16 protein-coding genes are annotated in these 16,748 nt (G+C 75.4%); 9 read left to right on the top strand and 7 right to left on the bottom strand.

What is annotated here, in order from left to right; genetic code table 11:
• Window positions 1–42: 42 nt before the first annotated feature.
• Window positions 43–615, bottom strand: coding sequence for a DUF3000 domain-containing protein (locus ACY34I_RS13935; RefSeq protein ID WP_462755409.1), 573 nt, complete (start codon window positions 613–615; stop codon window positions 43–45).
• A 197-nt stretch (window positions 616–812) separates the two neighbouring features.
• Between ACY34I_RS13935 and hemE the strand changes: the two genes are divergently transcribed.
• The 3 genes from hemE to hemQ are packed head-to-tail and all read left to right on the top strand — an operon-like array spanning window position 813 to window position 4,022.
• A complete protein-coding gene (gene hemE / locus ACY34I_RS13930; protein ID WP_462755407.1) occupies window positions 813–1,904 on the top strand; it encodes a uroporphyrinogen decarboxylase in 1,092 nt (363 codons plus the stop codon).
• A gap of 10 nt (window positions 1,905–1,914) precedes the next feature.
• On the top strand, window positions 1,915–3,324 hold the full coding sequence (hemG, locus tag ACY34I_RS13925) for a protoporphyrinogen oxidase (RefSeq protein ID WP_462755405.1): 1,410 nt from the start codon (window positions 1,915–1,917) through the stop codon (window positions 3,322–3,324).
• Entirely contained in the window at window positions 3,321–4,022 is a 702-nt protein-coding gene (hemQ, locus tag ACY34I_RS13920) for a hydrogen peroxide-dependent heme synthase (RefSeq protein WP_462755403.1), read from the top strand. The genes hemG and hemQ overlap by 4 nt, the downstream gene beginning before the upstream one ends.
• A gap of 67 nt (window positions 4,023–4,089) precedes the next feature.
• Here the strand turns inward: hemQ and ACY34I_RS13915 are convergent, their stop codons facing one another.
• From ACY34I_RS13915 to ACY34I_RS13900, 4 genes are all read right to left on the bottom strand, one after another.
• Complete coding sequence (locus ACY34I_RS13915; protein WP_462755401.1) at window positions 4,090–4,545, bottom strand: GNAT family N-acetyltransferase; 456 nt, start codon at window positions 4,543–4,545, stop codon at window positions 4,090–4,092.
• 9 nt (window positions 4,546–4,554) lie between these two features.
• Complete coding sequence (locus ACY34I_RS13910; protein WP_462755399.1) at window positions 4,555–5,478, bottom strand: cytochrome c biogenesis CcdA family protein; 924 nt, start codon at window positions 5,476–5,478, stop codon at window positions 4,555–4,557.
• A 1-nt stretch (window position 5,479) separates the two neighbouring features.
• Window positions 5,480–6,064: a redoxin domain-containing protein gene (locus tag ACY34I_RS13905; RefSeq protein ID WP_462755397.1), complete on the bottom strand. Its 585-nt coding sequence runs from the start codon at window positions 6,062–6,064 to the stop codon at window positions 5,480–5,482.
• Between the two features lie 105 nt (window positions 6,065–6,169).
• The gene (locus tag ACY34I_RS13900) at window positions 6,170–6,430 is read right to left on the bottom strand and encodes a Prokaryotic metallothionein (RefSeq protein WP_073835399.1); all 261 of its coding nucleotides are present in this window, start codon (window positions 6,428–6,430) and stop codon (window positions 6,170–6,172) included.
• 157 nt (window positions 6,431–6,587) lie between these two features.
• Between ACY34I_RS13900 and ACY34I_RS13895 the strand changes: the two genes are divergently transcribed.
• Window positions 6,588–6,863, top strand: a complete 276-nt coding sequence (locus ACY34I_RS13895) for an isoamylase early set domain-containing protein (RefSeq protein WP_462755477.1) — start codon at window positions 6,588–6,590, stop codon at window positions 6,861–6,863.
• 25 nt (window positions 6,864–6,888) lie between these two features.
• On the opposite strand, the gene msrB is transcribed toward ACY34I_RS13895, so the two are convergent.
• A complete protein-coding gene (gene msrB, locus ACY34I_RS13890) occupies window positions 6,889–7,299 on the bottom strand; it encodes a peptide-methionine (R)-S-oxide reductase MsrB (RefSeq protein ID WP_148795280.1) in 411 nt (136 codons plus the stop codon).
• Between the two features lie 47 nt (window positions 7,300–7,346).
• On the opposite strand from msrB, the gene ligD reads away from it, so the two are divergent.
• A complete protein-coding gene (ligD, locus tag ACY34I_RS13885; protein WP_462755394.1) occupies window positions 7,347–8,375 on the top strand; it encodes a non-homologous end-joining DNA ligase in 1,029 nt (342 codons plus the stop codon).
• A 4-nt stretch (window positions 8,376–8,379) separates the two neighbouring features.
• Here ligD and ACY34I_RS13880 read toward each other — a convergent pair whose 3' ends face one another.
• Window positions 8,380–8,667 carry a hypothetical protein gene (locus ACY34I_RS13880; protein ID WP_462755392.1) on the bottom strand — a complete coding sequence of 96 codons (288 nt, stop codon included), beginning with the start codon at window positions 8,665–8,667 and terminating at the stop codon, window positions 8,380–8,382.
• 136 nt (window positions 8,668–8,803) lie between these two features.
• Here ACY34I_RS13880 and ACY34I_RS13875 point away from each other — a divergent pair, with 136 nt between their 5' ends.
• From ACY34I_RS13875 to ACY34I_RS13860, 4 genes are all read left to right on the top strand, one after another.
• Window positions 8,804–11,983 (top strand): FtsX-like permease family protein, encoded by a 3,180-nt coding sequence (locus ACY34I_RS13875; RefSeq protein ID WP_462755390.1) that lies wholly within the window; start codon window positions 8,804–8,806, stop codon window positions 11,981–11,983.
• Complete coding sequence (locus tag ACY34I_RS13870) at window positions 11,980–14,712, top strand: FtsX-like permease family protein (RefSeq protein ID WP_462755388.1); 2,733 nt, start codon at window positions 11,980–11,982, stop codon at window positions 14,710–14,712. Before ACY34I_RS13875 ends, ACY34I_RS13870 begins: the two co-directional genes overlap by 4 nt.
• A gap of 1 nt (window position 14,713) precedes the next feature.
• The gene (locus ACY34I_RS13865) at window positions 14,714–15,709 is read left to right on the top strand and encodes an ABC transporter ATP-binding protein (RefSeq protein WP_462755386.1); all 996 of its coding nucleotides are present in this window, start codon (window positions 14,714–14,716) and stop codon (window positions 15,707–15,709) included.
• Window positions 15,710–15,785: 76 nt separating this feature from the next.
• Window positions 15,786–16,502: an ABC transporter ATP-binding protein gene (locus tag ACY34I_RS13860; RefSeq protein ID WP_462755383.1), complete on the top strand. Its 717-nt coding sequence runs from the start codon at window positions 15,786–15,788 to the stop codon at window positions 16,500–16,502.
• The last annotated feature ends 246 nt before the right edge of the window (window positions 16,503–16,748 follow it).

Here is a 16,748-nt window from a genome sequence, read left to right as displayed (position 1 = left end):
CTCCGGTCACCCCGGGGCGGCCCGTCGGCGTGCTCCGGCTGGTCAGGCGGCGCCGGCGGGGCGGCGGGACGGCAGGGCGGTCACGCCGGGCGGCGGCAGGCCGGCCGTCGAGGCCAGCAGGGCGCACCAGCCGAGCAGGTGCGGGGCCAGGTCGACGCCGAGCGGGGTCCACGAGGCGCGGATCTCGATGTCCCCGGCGGCGGGCGGCCCGGCCAGCTCGCCGAACCGGGTGGAGAGGGTCTGGGTGACCGTGCCGCCGATGGCCCGGTGCCGGGCGTTCTGCGCGTCCAGCGCGTCGGTCAGCCAGGTCCAGCCCACCCCGGGCAGCAGCGGGTCGCTGGCCAGGTCCACCTCCAGCTCCGCGGTCACGTAGGTGACCAGTCGCAGGGTGCCCTGCCACGCCTCGTGCCCGGCCGGGTCGTGCAGCAGGATCAGCCGCCCGGTGGCCACCTCGTCGTCATCGCGCATGACCGCGGCGGAGAGCGCGAACGCGTACGGGGCCAGGCGCTGCGGGGCGCCGACCTCCTCCAGCACGATCTCCGGGCGGGGGGTCACCGATCGCAACCCCACGACCGCGCGGGCGAAGGTTTCCGGGAGCGCGATCGGGGGGGCCATGTCCGGCAGCCTATGCCGCCGCCCGCTCGCACGGCGGGACGGCGCGCCGAGCGGCGAGCCGCGATCATGCGCCGGGCAGATCTGTCGACCGGGGCCGCGCCCCTGTACTGAAGGCGTTGACCGGGGCCCTTCCTTTCACGTCACAAAAGGTGACGGTGGCGGCGGGGGCGGCCCGGGCGCGTGGCACGATTGCCGCGATGAGCACCGACACCACGGGCACCGCCGCCCGACACGGACAATCCCGCCGTGGCGGGCCGGCCGACTCGCCCTTCGTCCGCGCCTGCCGGCGCGAGCCGACCCCGCACACCCCGGTCTGGTTCATGCGGCAGGCCGGCCGGTCGCTGCCGGAGTACCGGGAGATCCGGGCCAACGTGCCGATGCTGGAATCGTGCCGCCGTCCTGACCTGGTCGCCGAGATCACCCTCCAGCCGGTCCGCCGGCACGGGGTCGACGCGGCGATCCTGTTCAGCGACATCGTGGTCCCGGTGGCCGCCGCCGGCGTCGACCTGGACATCGTGGCCGGCACCGGGCCGGTGGTGGCCGAGCCGGTCCGCGCCGCCGCCGACGTCGACCGGATCCGGCCGATCACCCGCGACGACGTGTCCTACGTGGACGAGGCGGTCCGGCTGCTCGTCGCAGAGCTGGGCGACACCCCGCTGATCGGCTTCGCCGGGGCCCCGTTCACCCTGGCCAGCTACCTGGTGGAGGGCGGGCCGTCGCGGACCCACGCGAAGACCAAGGCGCTGATGTACGGCGACCCGGACCTCTGGCACGCCCTCTGCGCCCGGCTGGCCGAGGTCACGCTGTCGTTCCTGCGGGTCCAGGTCGACGCCGGGGTGTCCGCCGTGCAGCTCTTCGACTCCTGGGCCGGCGCGCTGTCCGAGGCCGACTACCGCCGCTACGTGCTGCCGTACTCGACCCACGTGCTCACCGGCCTGGCCGACGCGGGTGTGCCCCGGATCCACTTCGGGGTGGGCACCGCCGAGCTGCTCGGCGCGATGGGCGAGGCCGGCGTCGACGTGGTCGGCGTGGACTGGCGTACCCCGCTGGACGTGGCGACCCGCCGGATCGGGCCGGACAAGGCCGTGCAGGGCAACCTCGACCCGTGCGTGCTGCTCGCCCCGTGGCCGGTGGTGGAGGCCGAGGTGCGCCGGATCCTCGACGAGGGGCGGGCCGCCCCCGGGCACGTGTTCAACCTCGGGCACGGCGTCCTGCCCGAGACGGACCCCGACGTGCTGACCCGGGTGGTCGCGCTGGTGCACGAGCTCAGCGCGGGCCCGGCCGAGTAGGGGAGGGACCATGGCGCGACCGTGGCGGGTGGCGATCGTCGGTGGCGGCGTCACCGGGCTGGCCGCCGCCGTCCGGTTGCGCGACCGCGCCCCCGCCGGCACCGAGGTCACCGTGTACGAGCAGTCCGGCCTGCTCGGTGGCAAGCTGCGCACCGGTGAGCTGGCCGGGCAGCCCGTCGAGTTCGGTGCCGAGTCCTTCCTGATGCGCGACCCGGCCGGCGGGGAGTCGGCCGCGGTCAGCCTGATCCACCGGCTCGGACTGACCGACCGGATCGTGCACCCGACCGTCGGGCAGGCCGCGCTGGTCGTCGACGGCGGGCTGCGCCCGGTCCCCGGCGGGACGCTGGTCGGCGTACCCGGGGACCTGGCGAAGGTGGCGGCGGTGGCGCGGCCGGCGGCGGACGCCGACCGGGACGTCGGCCGCCCGCTGCTCGACCCGGACGTCGACGTCGCGGTCGGCACGCTGGTCCGCGAGCGGTTCGGCGACGAGGTGGTGGACCGGCTGGTCGACCCGATGCTCGGCGGCGTCTACGCGGGCCGGGCCGACGGCCTGTCCCTGGTCACCACCATGCCGGCGCTGGCCCGCGCGGCCCGGGTCGAGCACACCCTGGTCGGCGCGGTCCGGGCCGCGCAGGCGGCCGCACCCCGCATTCCCGGCGCGCCGGTCTTCGGCACCCTGGCCGGCGGGCTGAGCGTGCTGGTCGAGGCGGCGGCGCGGGAGAGCGGCGCGACGATCCGCCGGGACGCGGCGGTGCGCGAGCTGCACCAGACGTCGGCCGGGTGGCGCCTCACCGTCGGCCCCACCCGCGAACCTGAGCACGTCGAGGCGGACGCGGTGCTGCTCGCCGTGCCGGCCCGCCCGGCCGCCCGGCTGCTCGCCGGCCCGGCGCCCGAGGTGGCCGCCACCGTCGGCGGGCTGGACTACGCCAGCGTGGCCCTGGTCACCATGGCCCTGCCCGCGCCGGAGCTGCCGGAGCTCTCCGGCTTCCTGGTGCCGGCCACCGAGGGCCTGCTGATCAAGGCGGCCACCTTCTTCACCACGAAGTGGGGGCACCTGCGCCGACCCGACGGGCTCGCCCTGCTGCGCGCCTCGGTCGGTCGGTACGGGGAGGAGGCCTCGCTCCAGCTCACCGACGACGACCTGGTCACCGCCGTGCACCGGGAGCTGTCGAAGGTGCTGGGCACCCCGCTGCCCGCCCTGGTCGCCCGGCACGTGCAGCGGTGGGGCGGGGCCCTGCCGCAGTACACCCCCGGCCACGGCGCGCGGGTGGCGGAGGTCCGGACGCGCCTGCGCGCCGCCCACCCGAGGCTGGCCCTGGCCGGGGCCGGCTACGACGGCGTCGGCATTCCGGTCTGCGTCCGCTCCGGCGAGACGGCGGCCGAAGAGATCATCACAGCACTGGGAGGATCGGCAGCATGACCGAGCAGACCAACGCGGCGCGGCTGCGGGAGCTCAACGAGAGCATCCGCTACACCATGTGGTCGGTGTACCGGGCGACCAGCCCCCTCCCGTCGCTGCGCGAGAACGTCGTCGACGAGGTCGAGTCCCTCTTCACCGAGCTGGCCGGCAAGGACGTGACCATCCGGGGCACGTACGACGTGGCCGGCCTGCGCGCCGACGCCGACCTGATGATCTGGTGGCACTCCTCGTCCAGCGACGCGCTCCAGGACGCGTACCTGCGGTTCCGCCGGACCACGCTGGGCCGGGCGCTCACCCCGGTCTGGTCGCAGATGGCGCTGCACCGGCCGGCCGAGTTCAACAAGAGCCACATCCCGGCGTTCCTGGCCGGCGAGGAGGCCCGGGCCTACCTCTGCGTCTACCCGTTCGTCCGCTCGTACGAGTGGTACCTGCTGCCCGACGCCGAGCGGCGCGAGATGCTGGCCGAGCACGGCCGGATGGCCCGCGGCTACCCGGACGTGCGGGCCAACACGGTGGCCTCGTTCGCCCTCGGCGACTACGAGTGGATGCTCGCCTTCGAGGCCGACGAGCTGCACCGGATCGTCGACCTGATGCGGGACCTGCGGGCCGCCCGGGCCCGGCGGCACGTGCGCGAGGAGGTCCCCTTCTACACCGGCCGCCGCCGGCCCATCGCCGACATCGTCACCTGCCTGCCCTGACAGGAAGGGGCCCCGGTTAACGCCTCGCGTTGTGCAGGGGCCCCCTACTAACACGTAGGCCGTGGCGTCAGGCGGCCGGCCGGCCCTCCCGGCGCATCGGGGTGTGCGGGATGCCGTCCTCCACGTACCCGGGGCCGCTGACTGCGAAGCCGTGGCCGGCGTAGAAGTCGACCAGGTGGGTCTGCGCCTCCAGCACGCACGGACCTGCGCCGACCAGGGCCAGCGCCTCGGTCATCAGCCGGCCGGCCAGGCCCGTGCCGCGGGCCGCGGGCGCCACCATCACCCGGCCGATCCGCGCCACGCCGTCCTCGTCGGTCAGGATCCGCAGGTACGCCACCACCGCGCCGTCCCGGGTCAGCCAGAGGTGCCGGGTGCCGGGTTCGACGTCCCGGCCGTCCAGCTCCGGGTACGGGCAGTTCTGCTCCACCACGAACACGTCGATGCGCAGCCGGAGCAGGTCGTGGAAGGTGCGGGCGTCCAGTTCGGCGAAGGTGGCGACGTGCGACTCGATCGGTGACGGCATCCCGCGATGTTAGGTCGCGCCCGGCTCGCCGCCGCGCCCGGCCGGGGCGGGGGTGACCTCGGCGGCACCGGCCCGGACAGTGGCCGCCCGCCGGCGGGCCAGGGTGCCAGCGGCCGCCGCGCCGAGCAGCGCGGCGACGATCGCGGCGACGGCCCACGGGCCCAGCCCGGCCAACCAGCCGCTCACCGCGCCCTGCACCCGACCGGCGGCGGCGATCACCGGGTCGTCGGCGTCGCCGCCGGCGAACAGCCGCACCTCGTACCAGCCGTACCAGGCCACGTAACCGCCGGTGAGCACGAGCAGCAGGCCGGCGAGCCGGCCGAGCAGCGGCGCGGCCCGCCGGGTGCGCCGGATCAGCGACTCGCGGGCCAGCGCGACGGCGAGGGCCGCCGCGCCGACCGCGAGCCCCATGCCGAGGGCGTACGCCACGAAGAGGCCGGCCCCCGCGGCCGGGCTGCCGGCCCGGAAGCCCGCCACCACCACGGCGAGGAACGGGCCGACCGTGCAGCCGAGCGACGCCACTGCGTAAGCCACCCCGAAGAGCGCCATTGAGCCGAACCGTGCCCGGACCGTCGGGCCGGCCGCCGGTCGTGGGGTGAGGGCCGGCAGCTGCCGACCGGCGAGCAGCCAGCCGCCGGCCGCCACCAGCGCCACCCCGATCAGCACCGACACCCACGGCAGGCGGCGCGCGACGGCGTCCGCGGCGGGCCCGGCGAGCAGGCCGAACGCGCCGAAAACCGCGACGAAGCCGAGGGTCATCGCGCCGGTCAGGGCCAGGGCCCGGCCTACCGGCGCGAGCGGTCCGCGGCCCGCCGCCACGCCGTCGCCGAGCACCAGCACCGACAGGTACGCGGGCAGCAGCGCGAACCCGCACGGGTTCACGGCGGCGAGCAGGCCGGCGGCGAGGGCGAGACCGTAGGGGGCGTCGGGCATGTCAGGACAGCTCCGCCACCCGCCGGCGCAGCTCGGCCTGGGACAGCGCCCCGGAGTGCACCACCTTGCCTGCGGAGTCGAGCAGCACGTACCACTCCTGGGTGCTGACGCCGAACCGGCGCCAGACCGTGCCGTCGTCGTCGGCCAGGTTCGGGAAGGCCGCGATGCCGGTGTCCCGGGCGAACCGCCGCATCGCGTCCGCGCCGCTGCCCAGCCCGGCCACGCCGATCAGGTTGATCCGGCTCGCGTTGTCCCGCCGCACCGCGGCCACGTCGTCGGCGACGCCCCGGCAGCGGGTGCACCAGGCCGCCCAGAACCACAGCACGGCTGGCTTGCCCGCGAGGCTGCCGCCGGTGAACTGCCCGCCGTCGATGGTGCGCGCGGTGAAGTCCAGCGTGGCCGGCACCGGCGCGGTCGTGCCCGTCGGCGTGGCGGCGACCGTACCGGTGGGCGTCGGAGCGGAGGTGGCCGGTGCGGAGCCGGCCGGGGCGGCGTCGTCGGTCGAGCGTTCCGCCCCCGCGCAACCGGCAAGGGCGAGAACGGTGGTCAGCGTGAGCGGCAGCAGCGCCGATCTGGTGGCGGGCATGGCGGGATGCTAACCAGGACCGAGCAGCCGTGACCCTTACCGCTCACTTACGAGCTAGGAGGGTCCTGTACAACCGAAGGCATTAACAGCGGCCCTTCCCTCACGTCAGGACGGGCGGGCGCCCACCGCGTCGCGTACCTCGGCGCCCTGGGCGCCCTCGACGGCGCGGGCGCAGTGGGCGCAGCAGAAGAAGCGGCCGTTGACCTCGACGCCATGGCCGGCGATCTTGATCTGGCAGTGCTCGCAGATCGGCGCCATCCGGTGGATGGCGCACTCGAAGGAGTCGAAGGTGTGCACCGCCCCGCTGGCCGTGCGGACCTCGAACGCCCCCCAGTAGTCGTTACCGCATACCTCGCAGGTAGCCATTACAAATCCCCCCGATATGGACACGTCACCCCAGCGTCGAGCAAGCGACACAGGCGGGCAACCGGAATCGGGGAATCTGGTCCGGCTCGACGGCGAGTCGCTCCCGGCGTGTCGGACGTTAGGCCTGGTGACCGCCCCGGCACCCCCGGAGGACCACGTGATCAAGCGCAACAAGCTCTTCGGCACCCAGACCCGGGTCACCTTCTGCCTGCCGCGGGACACCCCGGCCGGCGCGGTGAGCGTGGTCGGCTGCTTCAACGACTGGGAGCCCGGCCGGCACGAGCTGGTGCCCCGCCGGGACGGCACCCGGACGGTTACCGTCCGGCTCGGCCCCGGCGAGCACCACTTCCGCTATCTCGCCACCGGCGGTGTCTGGCTGGACGACGAGTCCGCCGACGCGGTCGACGAGCGGGGCCGCCGGCTGCTGCTCTGAGCGCCCGGCGCCACCGGGCGGCCCCTCAGCCCTGCTTCGGCTCCAGCCGGATCGAGACCGAGTTCACGCAGTGCCGGATGTCCCTGGGGGTGAAGCCCTCGCCCTCGAAGACGTGCCCAAGATGGCTGTCGCACCGCGCGCAGCGGATCTCCGTACGCCGCATGCCGAGGGTGTTGTCGGGAATCTCCTTCACCGCTCCGGGGATCGCGTCGTCGAAGCTGGGCCAGCCGCAGTGCGAGTCGAACTTGTCCTCGCTGCGGAACAGCTCCGCCCCGCAGGCCCGGCAGTGGTAGACGCCGGGGGTCTTGGTGTCGACGTACTCGCCGGTCCACGGCCGCTCGGTGCCGTGCTCGCGGAGCACCCGGAACTCCTCGGGACTCAGCCGGACCCGCCACTCTTCCTCGGTGGTGGGCAGTTCGCTCTCGGAAAGACTCACCGGTCAACGGTACGTCGGGTGTCACTGGCATCGCATATGGTCGCCCAATGGCTGGCACCAAGGCCGCAGCCGAGGAGATCGAGGTCGCCGGGCACACCGTCCGGCTGAGCAGCCCGGACCGGGTCATCTTCCCGCAGCGCGGCTTCACCAAGGCGGACGTCTTCCACTACTACCTGTCGGTCGGCGAGGGGATCATGCGCGCCCTGCGCGACCGGCCCACCACGCTGCAACGCTTCCCCGAGGGCATCGAGGGGGAGATGTTCTTCCAGAAGCGGGTGCCGGCCCGGGGCGTACCCCCGTGGATCCAGACCGCGGAGATCAGCTTCCCCAGCGGCCGGAAGGCGGCGGAGCTCTGCCCGGCCGACCTGGCCCACGTGGCCTGGGCCGCGCAGATGGGCACCGTGGTCTTCCACGCGTGGCCGGTCCGCGCCGCCGACGTCGACCGCCCCGACGAGCTGCGGATCGACCTGGACCCGCAGCCCGGCACCGACTTCGCCGACGCGGTCACCGCCGCCGGTGAGCTGCGGGCGCTGCTGGACGAGCTGGGGGTGCCCGGCTGGCCGAAGACCTCCGGCGGCCGGGGCGTGCACGTCTACCTGCGCATCCAGCCGCGCTGGACGTTCGTCGAGGTGCGCCGGGCCACCATCGCGCTGGCCCGGGAGCTGGAACGCCGCCGCCCCGAGCTGGTCACCACCGCATGGTGGAAGGAGCAGCGCGGCAGCCGGGTGTTCGTGGACTTCAATCAGATGGCCCGGGACCGGACCATCGCCTGCGCGTACTCGCTGCGCGCCAACGGGCGGGCCACCGTCTCCACCCCGGTCGACTGGGACGAGCTGACCCAGGTGGACCCGGACGACTTCGACCTGCGCAGCGTGCCGGCCCGGCTGGCCGAGCGGGGTGACCCGCACGCCGGCATCGACGACGCCCAGTGGGACATCAGCCCGCTGCTGGAGTGGGCCGAGCGGGACGCCGCGGCCGGGCAGGGCGACCTGCCGTACCCGCCGGAATACCCGAAGATGCCGGGCGAGCCGAAGCGGGTGCAGCCCTCCAAGGACCGCGACCGGCCGCGGAGCTGACCACTCAGTGCTGGCCTGCGAGCGCCTCCACCGCGGCCTTGGCGGTGCGTAGGTCCGCGCCCGTCGCCCGGCGGTACGCCGCGATCGCTTTGATCGTCTCGCCCCGGGCCAGGTGCGCCCGCACCTCGGGCAGCTCGGATCCGGGGTCGGTCACGCCCAGGTGCGCCATGACCAGGTCGAGCCGGCGCTCGATCTCCGCCAGCCGATAGTCCGTGGGGGTGCGCTGCCGGCTCCCGGCGAACTGCACCACGAGCAGCAGCAGAATTATGGCGAGCAGGATCTCGGTAACCATGGCGCCATCGAAGCAGGCCGCTGTCAGGTCAGCCCTTCCGCGCCAGATAACGATCATGTAACGGGCGCGAACCTTTCCCGCCCCTCGACCGCTCTTCCTTTTCATCGGCCCAACGGGGGCCAGGGGAGGGCGTCGGATGAAGTTGGTGTGGAGGCGGGCCGTCGAGGCGCGCGGGCTGCTGCTCGCCGCCGCCGTCGCGGCCCTGGTCGCGGTGGCGCTGGTCACCGGGCTCTCCGACTACAACCGGCGGGCCGTCGACGCCGGGGCGCGGGCGGTGCTCGACGCCGCCCCGGCCGAGGAGCGCAGCCTGCTGATCAGCGGTTCCGGTGGCCCGGACGCGGCCGCGTACGCCGAGCGGGACCGGGCGGTCCGCGGCCAGTTCGCTGCCGGCCTGGGCGAGGCGCCGGCCACCGTCGCCGCGGCCCGCTACGGCACCGGGCGGGAGCTGACCGGGGATCTCGGCGCTGTCCGGGTCGGCGACGACCCGGTCTTCGCCAACCTCGGCACCCTCGAGGACCTGGCCGCGCACGCCCAGCTCACCGCCGGGTCGTGGCCGACGCCGGGGGCGACGCCGCTGCAGGTGACGCTGCCGGAGAAGGTCGCCGGCCAGCTCGGACTGCGCACCGGCGACCGGGTGCCGCTCTACGACCGCAGCGCCGAGCGGGCCGGCGCCGTGGTGGTCGCCGGCATCTGGCGACCGCGTGACCCGGCCGAGGCGTACTGGCGGCTGGCTCCCGGGGTGGGCGAGGGCGACCCGGGCACGGTCACCTCGTACGGGCCGTTCGCGCTGGACCCGGCGGACTTCGCCCGTACCTTCCCCGGCTCGGTCTCCGCGTCCTGGCTGGCGCAGCCCGACCTCGCGCGGGTCGAGCCGAGCCGGCTGGCGTCGGTCAAGACCGCCGTCGCCACCATCTCGGCGAAGATCCCCGAGAGCACCGGCCTCGGCTCCTCCGCGCAGGCCGTCAGCAAGCTGGACCAGCTGATCGACCGGCTCAGTCGGGCCGACCTGGTGGGCCGGTCCGCCCTGCTCACCCCGCTGCTGCTGATCGTGGTGCTCGGCGGGTACGCGCTGGTGCTGGTCGCCGCGCTGCTCAACGAGGACCGGCGCGCGCAGACCGCGCTGCTGCGCGCCCGGGGCGCCGCCCGCGGCCAGCTCGCCGGTCTCGCCGTCCGGGAGGCGACCCTGGTGGTGGCGCCGGCCCTGCTGCTCGCTCCGCCGCTGACCGGGCAGGCCGTACACCGGCTCGGCGCCGACCTGCGGCTGGCCGACGGCGGCCTCGCCCAGGTCTGGGTGGTCGCGGTCGCTGCCGCGGTCGGCTGCCTGCTCGCCATGGTGGTGCCCGCGCTGCGCCGGGCCGGCACCTACGTCGCCGACATGGCGGCCCGGTCCCGCCCGACCCGGGGCGCGGCGGTGCAGCGGGCCAGCGTCGACCTGGCCCTCGTCGCCCTCGCCGTGCTCGCCTGGACCCAGCTCCGGCAGTACTCGTCGCCGCTGGCCGGGGCCGGCGGACGGCTCGGCATCGACCCGCTGCTCGCCGCCGCGCCCACCATCGGGGTGCTGGCCGGCGCGGTGGTGGCGCTGCGGCTGCTCCCCCCGGCGACCCGGGTCGCCGAGCGGTTCGTCGACCGGCGGCCGTGGACGGCCACCATGTTCGGCATGTGGCAGGCCGGCCGCCGGCCGCACGCCGGGCCGGTGCTGCTGCTCGCCCTCGCCGTCGGCGGGAGCACGCTCGCCTGGTCGCTGGTCGCCTCCTGGGAACGGTCGCAGCGGGACCAGGCCCAGCACACCGTCGGCACCGACCTGCGGCTGGTCGAACGGAGCGGCAGCGCCCCGGCCGACCGGGCAGGCCGACTGGCCGCCGTGCCCGGGCTGGACCGGGTGCTGCCAGCCTGGCGCGACGACGTGCGGCTCGGCCGCGACAACCGGGAGGCGACCGTGGTGAGCCTGGACGCCGTCGGCGCGACCGGGATGCTCCGGCTCGACGACGCCGCCGGCGGGGCGTCCGCTGACGCGCTGCTCGACCGGCTGGCCCGCAAGCGGGTCGCGCCCGCGGGGACCGCCCTTCCGGCCGGCGCGCGGGCGCTCGCCGGCACCGTCCGCACCCCGGTCGAGACGCGGTTCGAGGTGCCGAAGGTGTCCGTGGCCGCGCTGCTCACCACCGACTCCGGCACGGCCTGGCGGCTGCCGCTGGCGGTCGCCGAGGGCGACGGGCGGCCGGTGCCCTTCTCCGTGCCGCTGCCCGACACCGGCGGCGTCCCGTTGCGGCTGGCCGGGTTCGAGGCCGACGGCGGCGAGGCGGTCGGCGAGAGCTACCGGCTACGGATCGACGGACTCCGGCTCACCGACGCCACCGGCGGCAGCCGGCCACTGGCCCTCGACGGCGGGTGGCGGATCAGCGGCGAGGAGGGGGCGCAGGCGGCGGCCCGGGTCGACGGGGGCTCGGTCGACGCCACCCGGCAGTTCGTGGTGCCGGAGGGCCTCCGGGAGTTCATCAGCGCGCCGTCGGCCTGGATCGCCGTGGTGCCCGTCGGGGACGACCCGCCCGTGCCGGCGCTGGTCACGCCCGGCGCCGCCGCGGCGCTGGACGTCCGGACCGGCGACACGGTCACCCTGTCGCTGTCCGGGGTCTCCCTGCCGGTGACGGTGGTCGGGCAGGTCAAGGCCGTCCCCGGCACCGTCGGCGACGGAGTGCTGCTGGACCTGCCCGGCGCCACCAGCCTGCTGCTACGTCAGCAGGGCACGGTCCGGTCGACGGTCGAGTGGTGGCTGCGCACCGACGACAGCGGCCACGCCAACGCGGCGGAGGCCCTCGCCGCGCTGCCCGGGACCACCCTGCTCGACCGGCGCCAGGTGGCGGCGGAGGCGGCTCAGGACCCGTACTGGCGGGGTGCCCGGGTGGGGCTGCTCGCTGCCGCGCTCGGGTCGGTGCTGCTCGCCCTGGTCGGTCTCGCCGTGGACGTCTGGGCCACCACCCGGCACCGGCTGACCGAGTTCGCCGTGCTGAACACGCTGGGCGCGAACGCCGGGCTGCTGGCCCGGGCCCTCCTCGCCGAGCAGGCCTTCCTGGCCGGCATCGGGGTCGGCGTCGGGCTGCTGGTCGGGGCCGGGGTCGCGGCCACCATGGTGCCGCTGGTGATCCTCACCCCGGCCGCCGGCCGGCCGGTGCCGGAGGCGGTCTTCACGATGCCGTGGACGCCGATCGGCCTGACCGCGGCCGGGCTGCTGCTCGTCGCGCTGGCCTTCGCCGCCGTCATCACCACCGGCATCCGCCAGCGGGTGGCCGCCGTGCAGCTGCGGATCGGGGGAGAACGATGAGTCTGTTCAGGGTGGCCCGGCGGGTCCGGGCGTACGGAGGGCATTTCCTCCTCCTCGCGGTGCTGACCCTGGTCACCGCCCTGCTGATCACGGCGGTGCCGCGTCTGGCCGACCGGCTCACCGGACAGGGGCTGCGGGAGTACGTGGCGGCCCAGCCGGTGGCCCGCCGCGACCTGACCTACCAGACAACGGAGGTGCAGATCCGGTCCGGGAGCCGGGAGGTACTCGCCGGCCGGGCGGCCGACCTGGACACCTTCCAGGAGCGGATGCCGCCCGTCGTGCAGCGGGTGATCGGCCAGCGGTGGTTCACCGCGCAGACCTCGTTCGCCCGGCTGAGGGGACCGGCGTTGACCGCCGACAAGGGGCTGATCGATCTCAGCGTGCGGACGGTGAGCGGAATCGAGGACGCGGCGGCCCTGGTCGATGGCCGGTGGCCCGCCCCGGGCAAGCCCGCCGACCGCTCGGTCGAGGTGGCCCTCGCCGACCCGGTCGCCGGCCGGCTCGGACTGCGCGTCGGCAACCGGTTCACGCTCTCCATCCTGGACAGCAACGGCGCGCCGATCAGGCGCCAGAACATCACCCTGGTCGGGGTGTTCCGACCGGTCGACACGCAGGGCGGGATCTGGGACGCGCTTCCCTCGTTGCTGCGGCTCGGCGAGCCCGAGGGGGACGGACAACCGTTCCTGCTGGCCGGAGTGACCTCTGCCGAAGGCGTGGCCACGTTGGCCGAGGCCGGCTGGCCGGTCAGCTTCGGCTGGCGCTACCGGATCGCACCGGACCGCCTCACCCCGGCCCAGCTCAACGCGCTGATCGACGGGTTGAGCAGCCTCGACCGGACCCCCAAGCCGTCCGGGCTCAGCTTCACCCAGGGGGTCGACATCCCGCTGCGGCGGTTCGCCGAATCGCTCGCCGCCGCCCGTACGCTGCTCGCGATCATCGCGGCCGGGCTGCTCGCCACGCTGGCCGGGCTGACGCTGCTCGCTGCCCGCCTGGCGGCGCGCCGACGCCGCGCCGAGTACGTGCTGCTGCGGGCCCGGGGCGGTTCGACCGGCACCGTGCTGGGCCGCGGGCTCGCCGAGTCGGTGCTGGTGCTGCCGGCCGCGGCGGGCGGCGGCTGGCTGCTGGCCGGCCTGCTTCCCGGGCAGGGCACGGAGCTGCGCTGGGTGCTGCTCGTCGCGCTGCTGGTCACCCTGCTCCCGCCGCTCGTCGCGCTGACCGCCGCACGGGGCGGCGCCGGCCGGGCCGACCTGATCAGCACGCGGTCCACCACCGTTCGGCTCACCGTCGAGGTGACCGTGCTCGGCGTCGCCGTGCTCGGCGCGTTCCTGTTGCGCCGCCGGGGTCTCACCCTCGACGGATCGGTGGACCCGCTGCTGGTCTCCGTGCCGGTGCTGCTGGCGGTGGCCGCGGCGCTCGTCGCGCTCCGCGCGTATCCGTGGCCGCTGCGGCTGCTCAGCCGGCTCACCGCCCGGGCTCGGGGCAGCGTCGCGTTCCTCGGTACCGCCCGCGCCGGGCGGGCCGCCACCACCGGCCCGCTCGTCGTGGTCGTCCTCGCCGTCGCCACCGCCGCGTTCTGCGGGGTGGTGGCGGCCGGCATCGAGAACGGCCGGGACCGGGCCGCCGTCCGGGCCGTCCCCGGGGACGTCCTGGTCAACGGGGAGCGGTTCGCCCCGGACACCACCGAGGCGCTGGCCGCGCTGCCCGGCGCACGGGCGGTCGCCCCGCTGCTGGTCGAGCCCAACGTGCGCCCGTACGCCGACCAGGCCGGCCGGTTCGGCGGCGTCGGCGACACCCGGGTACTGCTGGTCGATGGCGCCCGCTTCGCCGAGGTGGCCCGCCGCGCGGGCGTACCGGTGACCGTCCCCGACGCGCTGCGCGCCACGAGCGACGGCACCACGCCGCTGCCGGCGCTGGTCTCCCCGGCGCTCGCCGACGAGTTCACCGACGCCGGGCTCGCCGATCCGCAGGGTCGCCGGCCCGCCTGGCTGGACGTGCAGGGCAACCGGCTGCCGGTGCGCACGGCCGCCACGGTCACCGACTTCCCGCTGATCGACCGGAGCATGCAGCGGTTCGTGGTGCTGCCCTGGCCGGCGCTGCCCGCCGACGGTCCGCATCCGCTGGTCCCCACCGGTTTCGTGCTGGCCGGGGAGCAGGTGGACCCGGCCGCAGTGGCCCGGGTGGTCAACGAGGGGCAGCAGCGCTACCAGCGCACCGGGGCGGTCACCGCCGGGGAGCGGCCCCGCCAGCCGGAGGTGCGTACCCGCTCCGCGGTCCGCGCCGAACTGGGCGGCAGCGGGGTGAACGGGCTGCTGGTCTTCGGCTTCACCATGGGTGCGGCCGGCGGCGGCGCACTGGGCCTGCTCGCGCTCGCGTTCGCGGTGCTGGCCGGGGCGCGGGGCCGGGGGCAGGTGCTGTCCCGGCTGCGCACCATGGGACTGTCCCGCCGGCAGTGGCGCGGGCTGCTGCTGGTCGAGCTGACCCCGCTGGTGCTGGTGTCGGTGCTCACCGGCGCGGTGGTCGGGGCGTTGCTGCCGGTGCTGCTCACCCCGGTGCTCGGCCTGCCCGCGTTCACCGGCGGCGTCGCCGTGCGGGCGCGTTTCGAACCCGGCCTGGTGGCCGGCGTGCTGGGCCTCGCCGTGCTGGCCCTCGGCTTCGCGATCGCCGTGGAGGCCCTGAACAACCGCCGGATGCGCCTCGGCGAGGTGCTCCGGCTCGGAGAGGAGAGCTGAGATGACAGCGATCGCCGAGGCGTCCGCCGTGCCGGACCTGGCCGCCCTTCAGCAGCGCGCCGCGCAGCGCGCCGCCGAACGGGCCGGCGGCCGGGACCGGCTGCGCGGGCACATCGTCTGCGACGGCCTGGTGCGCATCTTCAAGACCGAGGGCGTGGAGGTGGTCGCCCTCCAGGGCCTCGACCTGGTCATCGACCGGGGCGAGCTGGTGGCGATCGTGGGCGCCTCCGGCTCCGGCAAGTCGACCCTGCTGAACATCCTCTCCGGGCTGGACACACCCACCGCCGGCATCGCCCGGGTCGCCGAGTACGACCTGCTCTCCCTGTCGAACCGGCGTCGGCTCGCCTACCGCCGTCAGGTGGTCGGCTTCGTCTGGCAGCAGACCGGGCGGAACCTGCTGCCGTACCTGACCGCGCTGGAGAACGTCGAGCTGCCGATGCACCTGGCGCGCCGTGGCGGCGGCCGCCGGGCCCGGCGCGAACGGGCCCGCGAGCTGCTGGACCTGGTCGGCGTCGGCTACTGCGCGGACCGGAAGCCCAGCCAGATGAGCGGCGGCGAGCAGCAGCGCTGCGCCGTCGCCGTGGCGGTGGCCAACGACCCGGAGGTGCTCTTCGCCGACGAGCCGACCGGTGAGCTGGACGAGGCGACCGGTGCCGAGGTCTTCGCCGCGCTGCGGACCATCAACGCCGAGCTGGGCGTCACCATCGTGGTGGTCACCCACGACCACGCCGTGGCCAGCCAGGTCCGCCGGACCGTCGCGATCCGCGACGGCCGCACCTCCTCCGAGGTACGCCGCACCGCCCGCGTCGCCGCCGACGGCAGCACCGAGCTGGTCAGCGAGGAGTACGCGGTGCTCGACCGGACCGGCCGGATGCAGCTCCCGGCGTCCTTCGTGGACGCGTTGTCGCTGCGCGACCGGGTCCGGCTGAACCTGGAACCCGACCACGTCGAGGTGCGGCCCGGTGACCGGGCGCACACCGAGAAGGAGCAGGCATGAGCGAGCGTCAGCGAGCGAATCATCAGTGCAGCGTCGTGGTGCCTCGTGCCGGCGCCGAGCGGAGCGAGGTGGCGGCATGAGCGAGCAGCTGTTCGTGGCGCCGGCGCGCGTCGCCACCGACGACGTGGTCCGCGTCGAGGCGGTGAGCCGCACCTTCGGGCGGGGCGAGCACGCGGTGCACGCCGTGCGGGACGTCTCCTTCTCTGCTGGGCGGGGTGAGCTGGTCGCGGTCCGGGGTCGCTCCGGCGCCGGCAAGACCACGCTGCTCAACCTGGTCGGCGGCCTGGACCGGCCGGACCGCGGGCGGGTCCAGGTGGCCGCGCACGACGTGACCGCCGCGAGCGAGCGGGACCTGCTCGCGCTGCGCCGGGGCACGGTGGGCTTCGTCTTCCAGACCTTCGGCCTGGTGCCGATCCTGTCGGCGGCCGAGAACGTGGGGGTGCCGCTGCGGCTGGCCAGGGTGCCGGCCGCGGAGCGGGAGCAGCGGGTGGCCGTGCTGCTGGAGCTGGTCGGGCTGGGCGGGCACGCCGCGCAGCGCCCGTATGAGCTGTCCGGCGGGCAGCAGCAGCGGGTGGCGGTGGCCCGCGCCCTGGCGAACGAGCCGGACCTGCTGGTCGCCGACGAGCCGACCGGCCAGCTGGACTCGGAGACCGGGCGGTCGATCATGGACCTGCTCCGGGCCGTGGTGCACGCCCGGGGCATGACCGCCCTGGTCGCCACGCACGACCCGGCCCTGATCGAGATGGCCGACCGCGTCCTCACTCTCCGCGACGGCCGCCTGGCCACCGACTGACTCATCACCGGCGTCGCGCAGCGGAAGCCCGCAGGCACGGCCGGCGTGCCGGCGGGTCGGCGCCGGGCACGACGGCCGACCGCGAGAAACGTCCGCTGTCACCCACTACGAACTTGATGACGTGAACGGATCAGCCCGCCATTCGCCCTTGAGCGGTGCTCCCCCGATTTCTCCACGTCATCAAGTTCGTAGCGGCTCATCCCCGCAACGCACCGATCGCTCACGTGAATGGTCCACGTCATCAAG

This window comes from Micromonospora sp. RTBAU3-60, from assembly GCF_054963695.1.
Note: the sequence above shows the minus strand (reverse complement) of the source record. Positions and strands in the feature narration are given on the sequence as shown.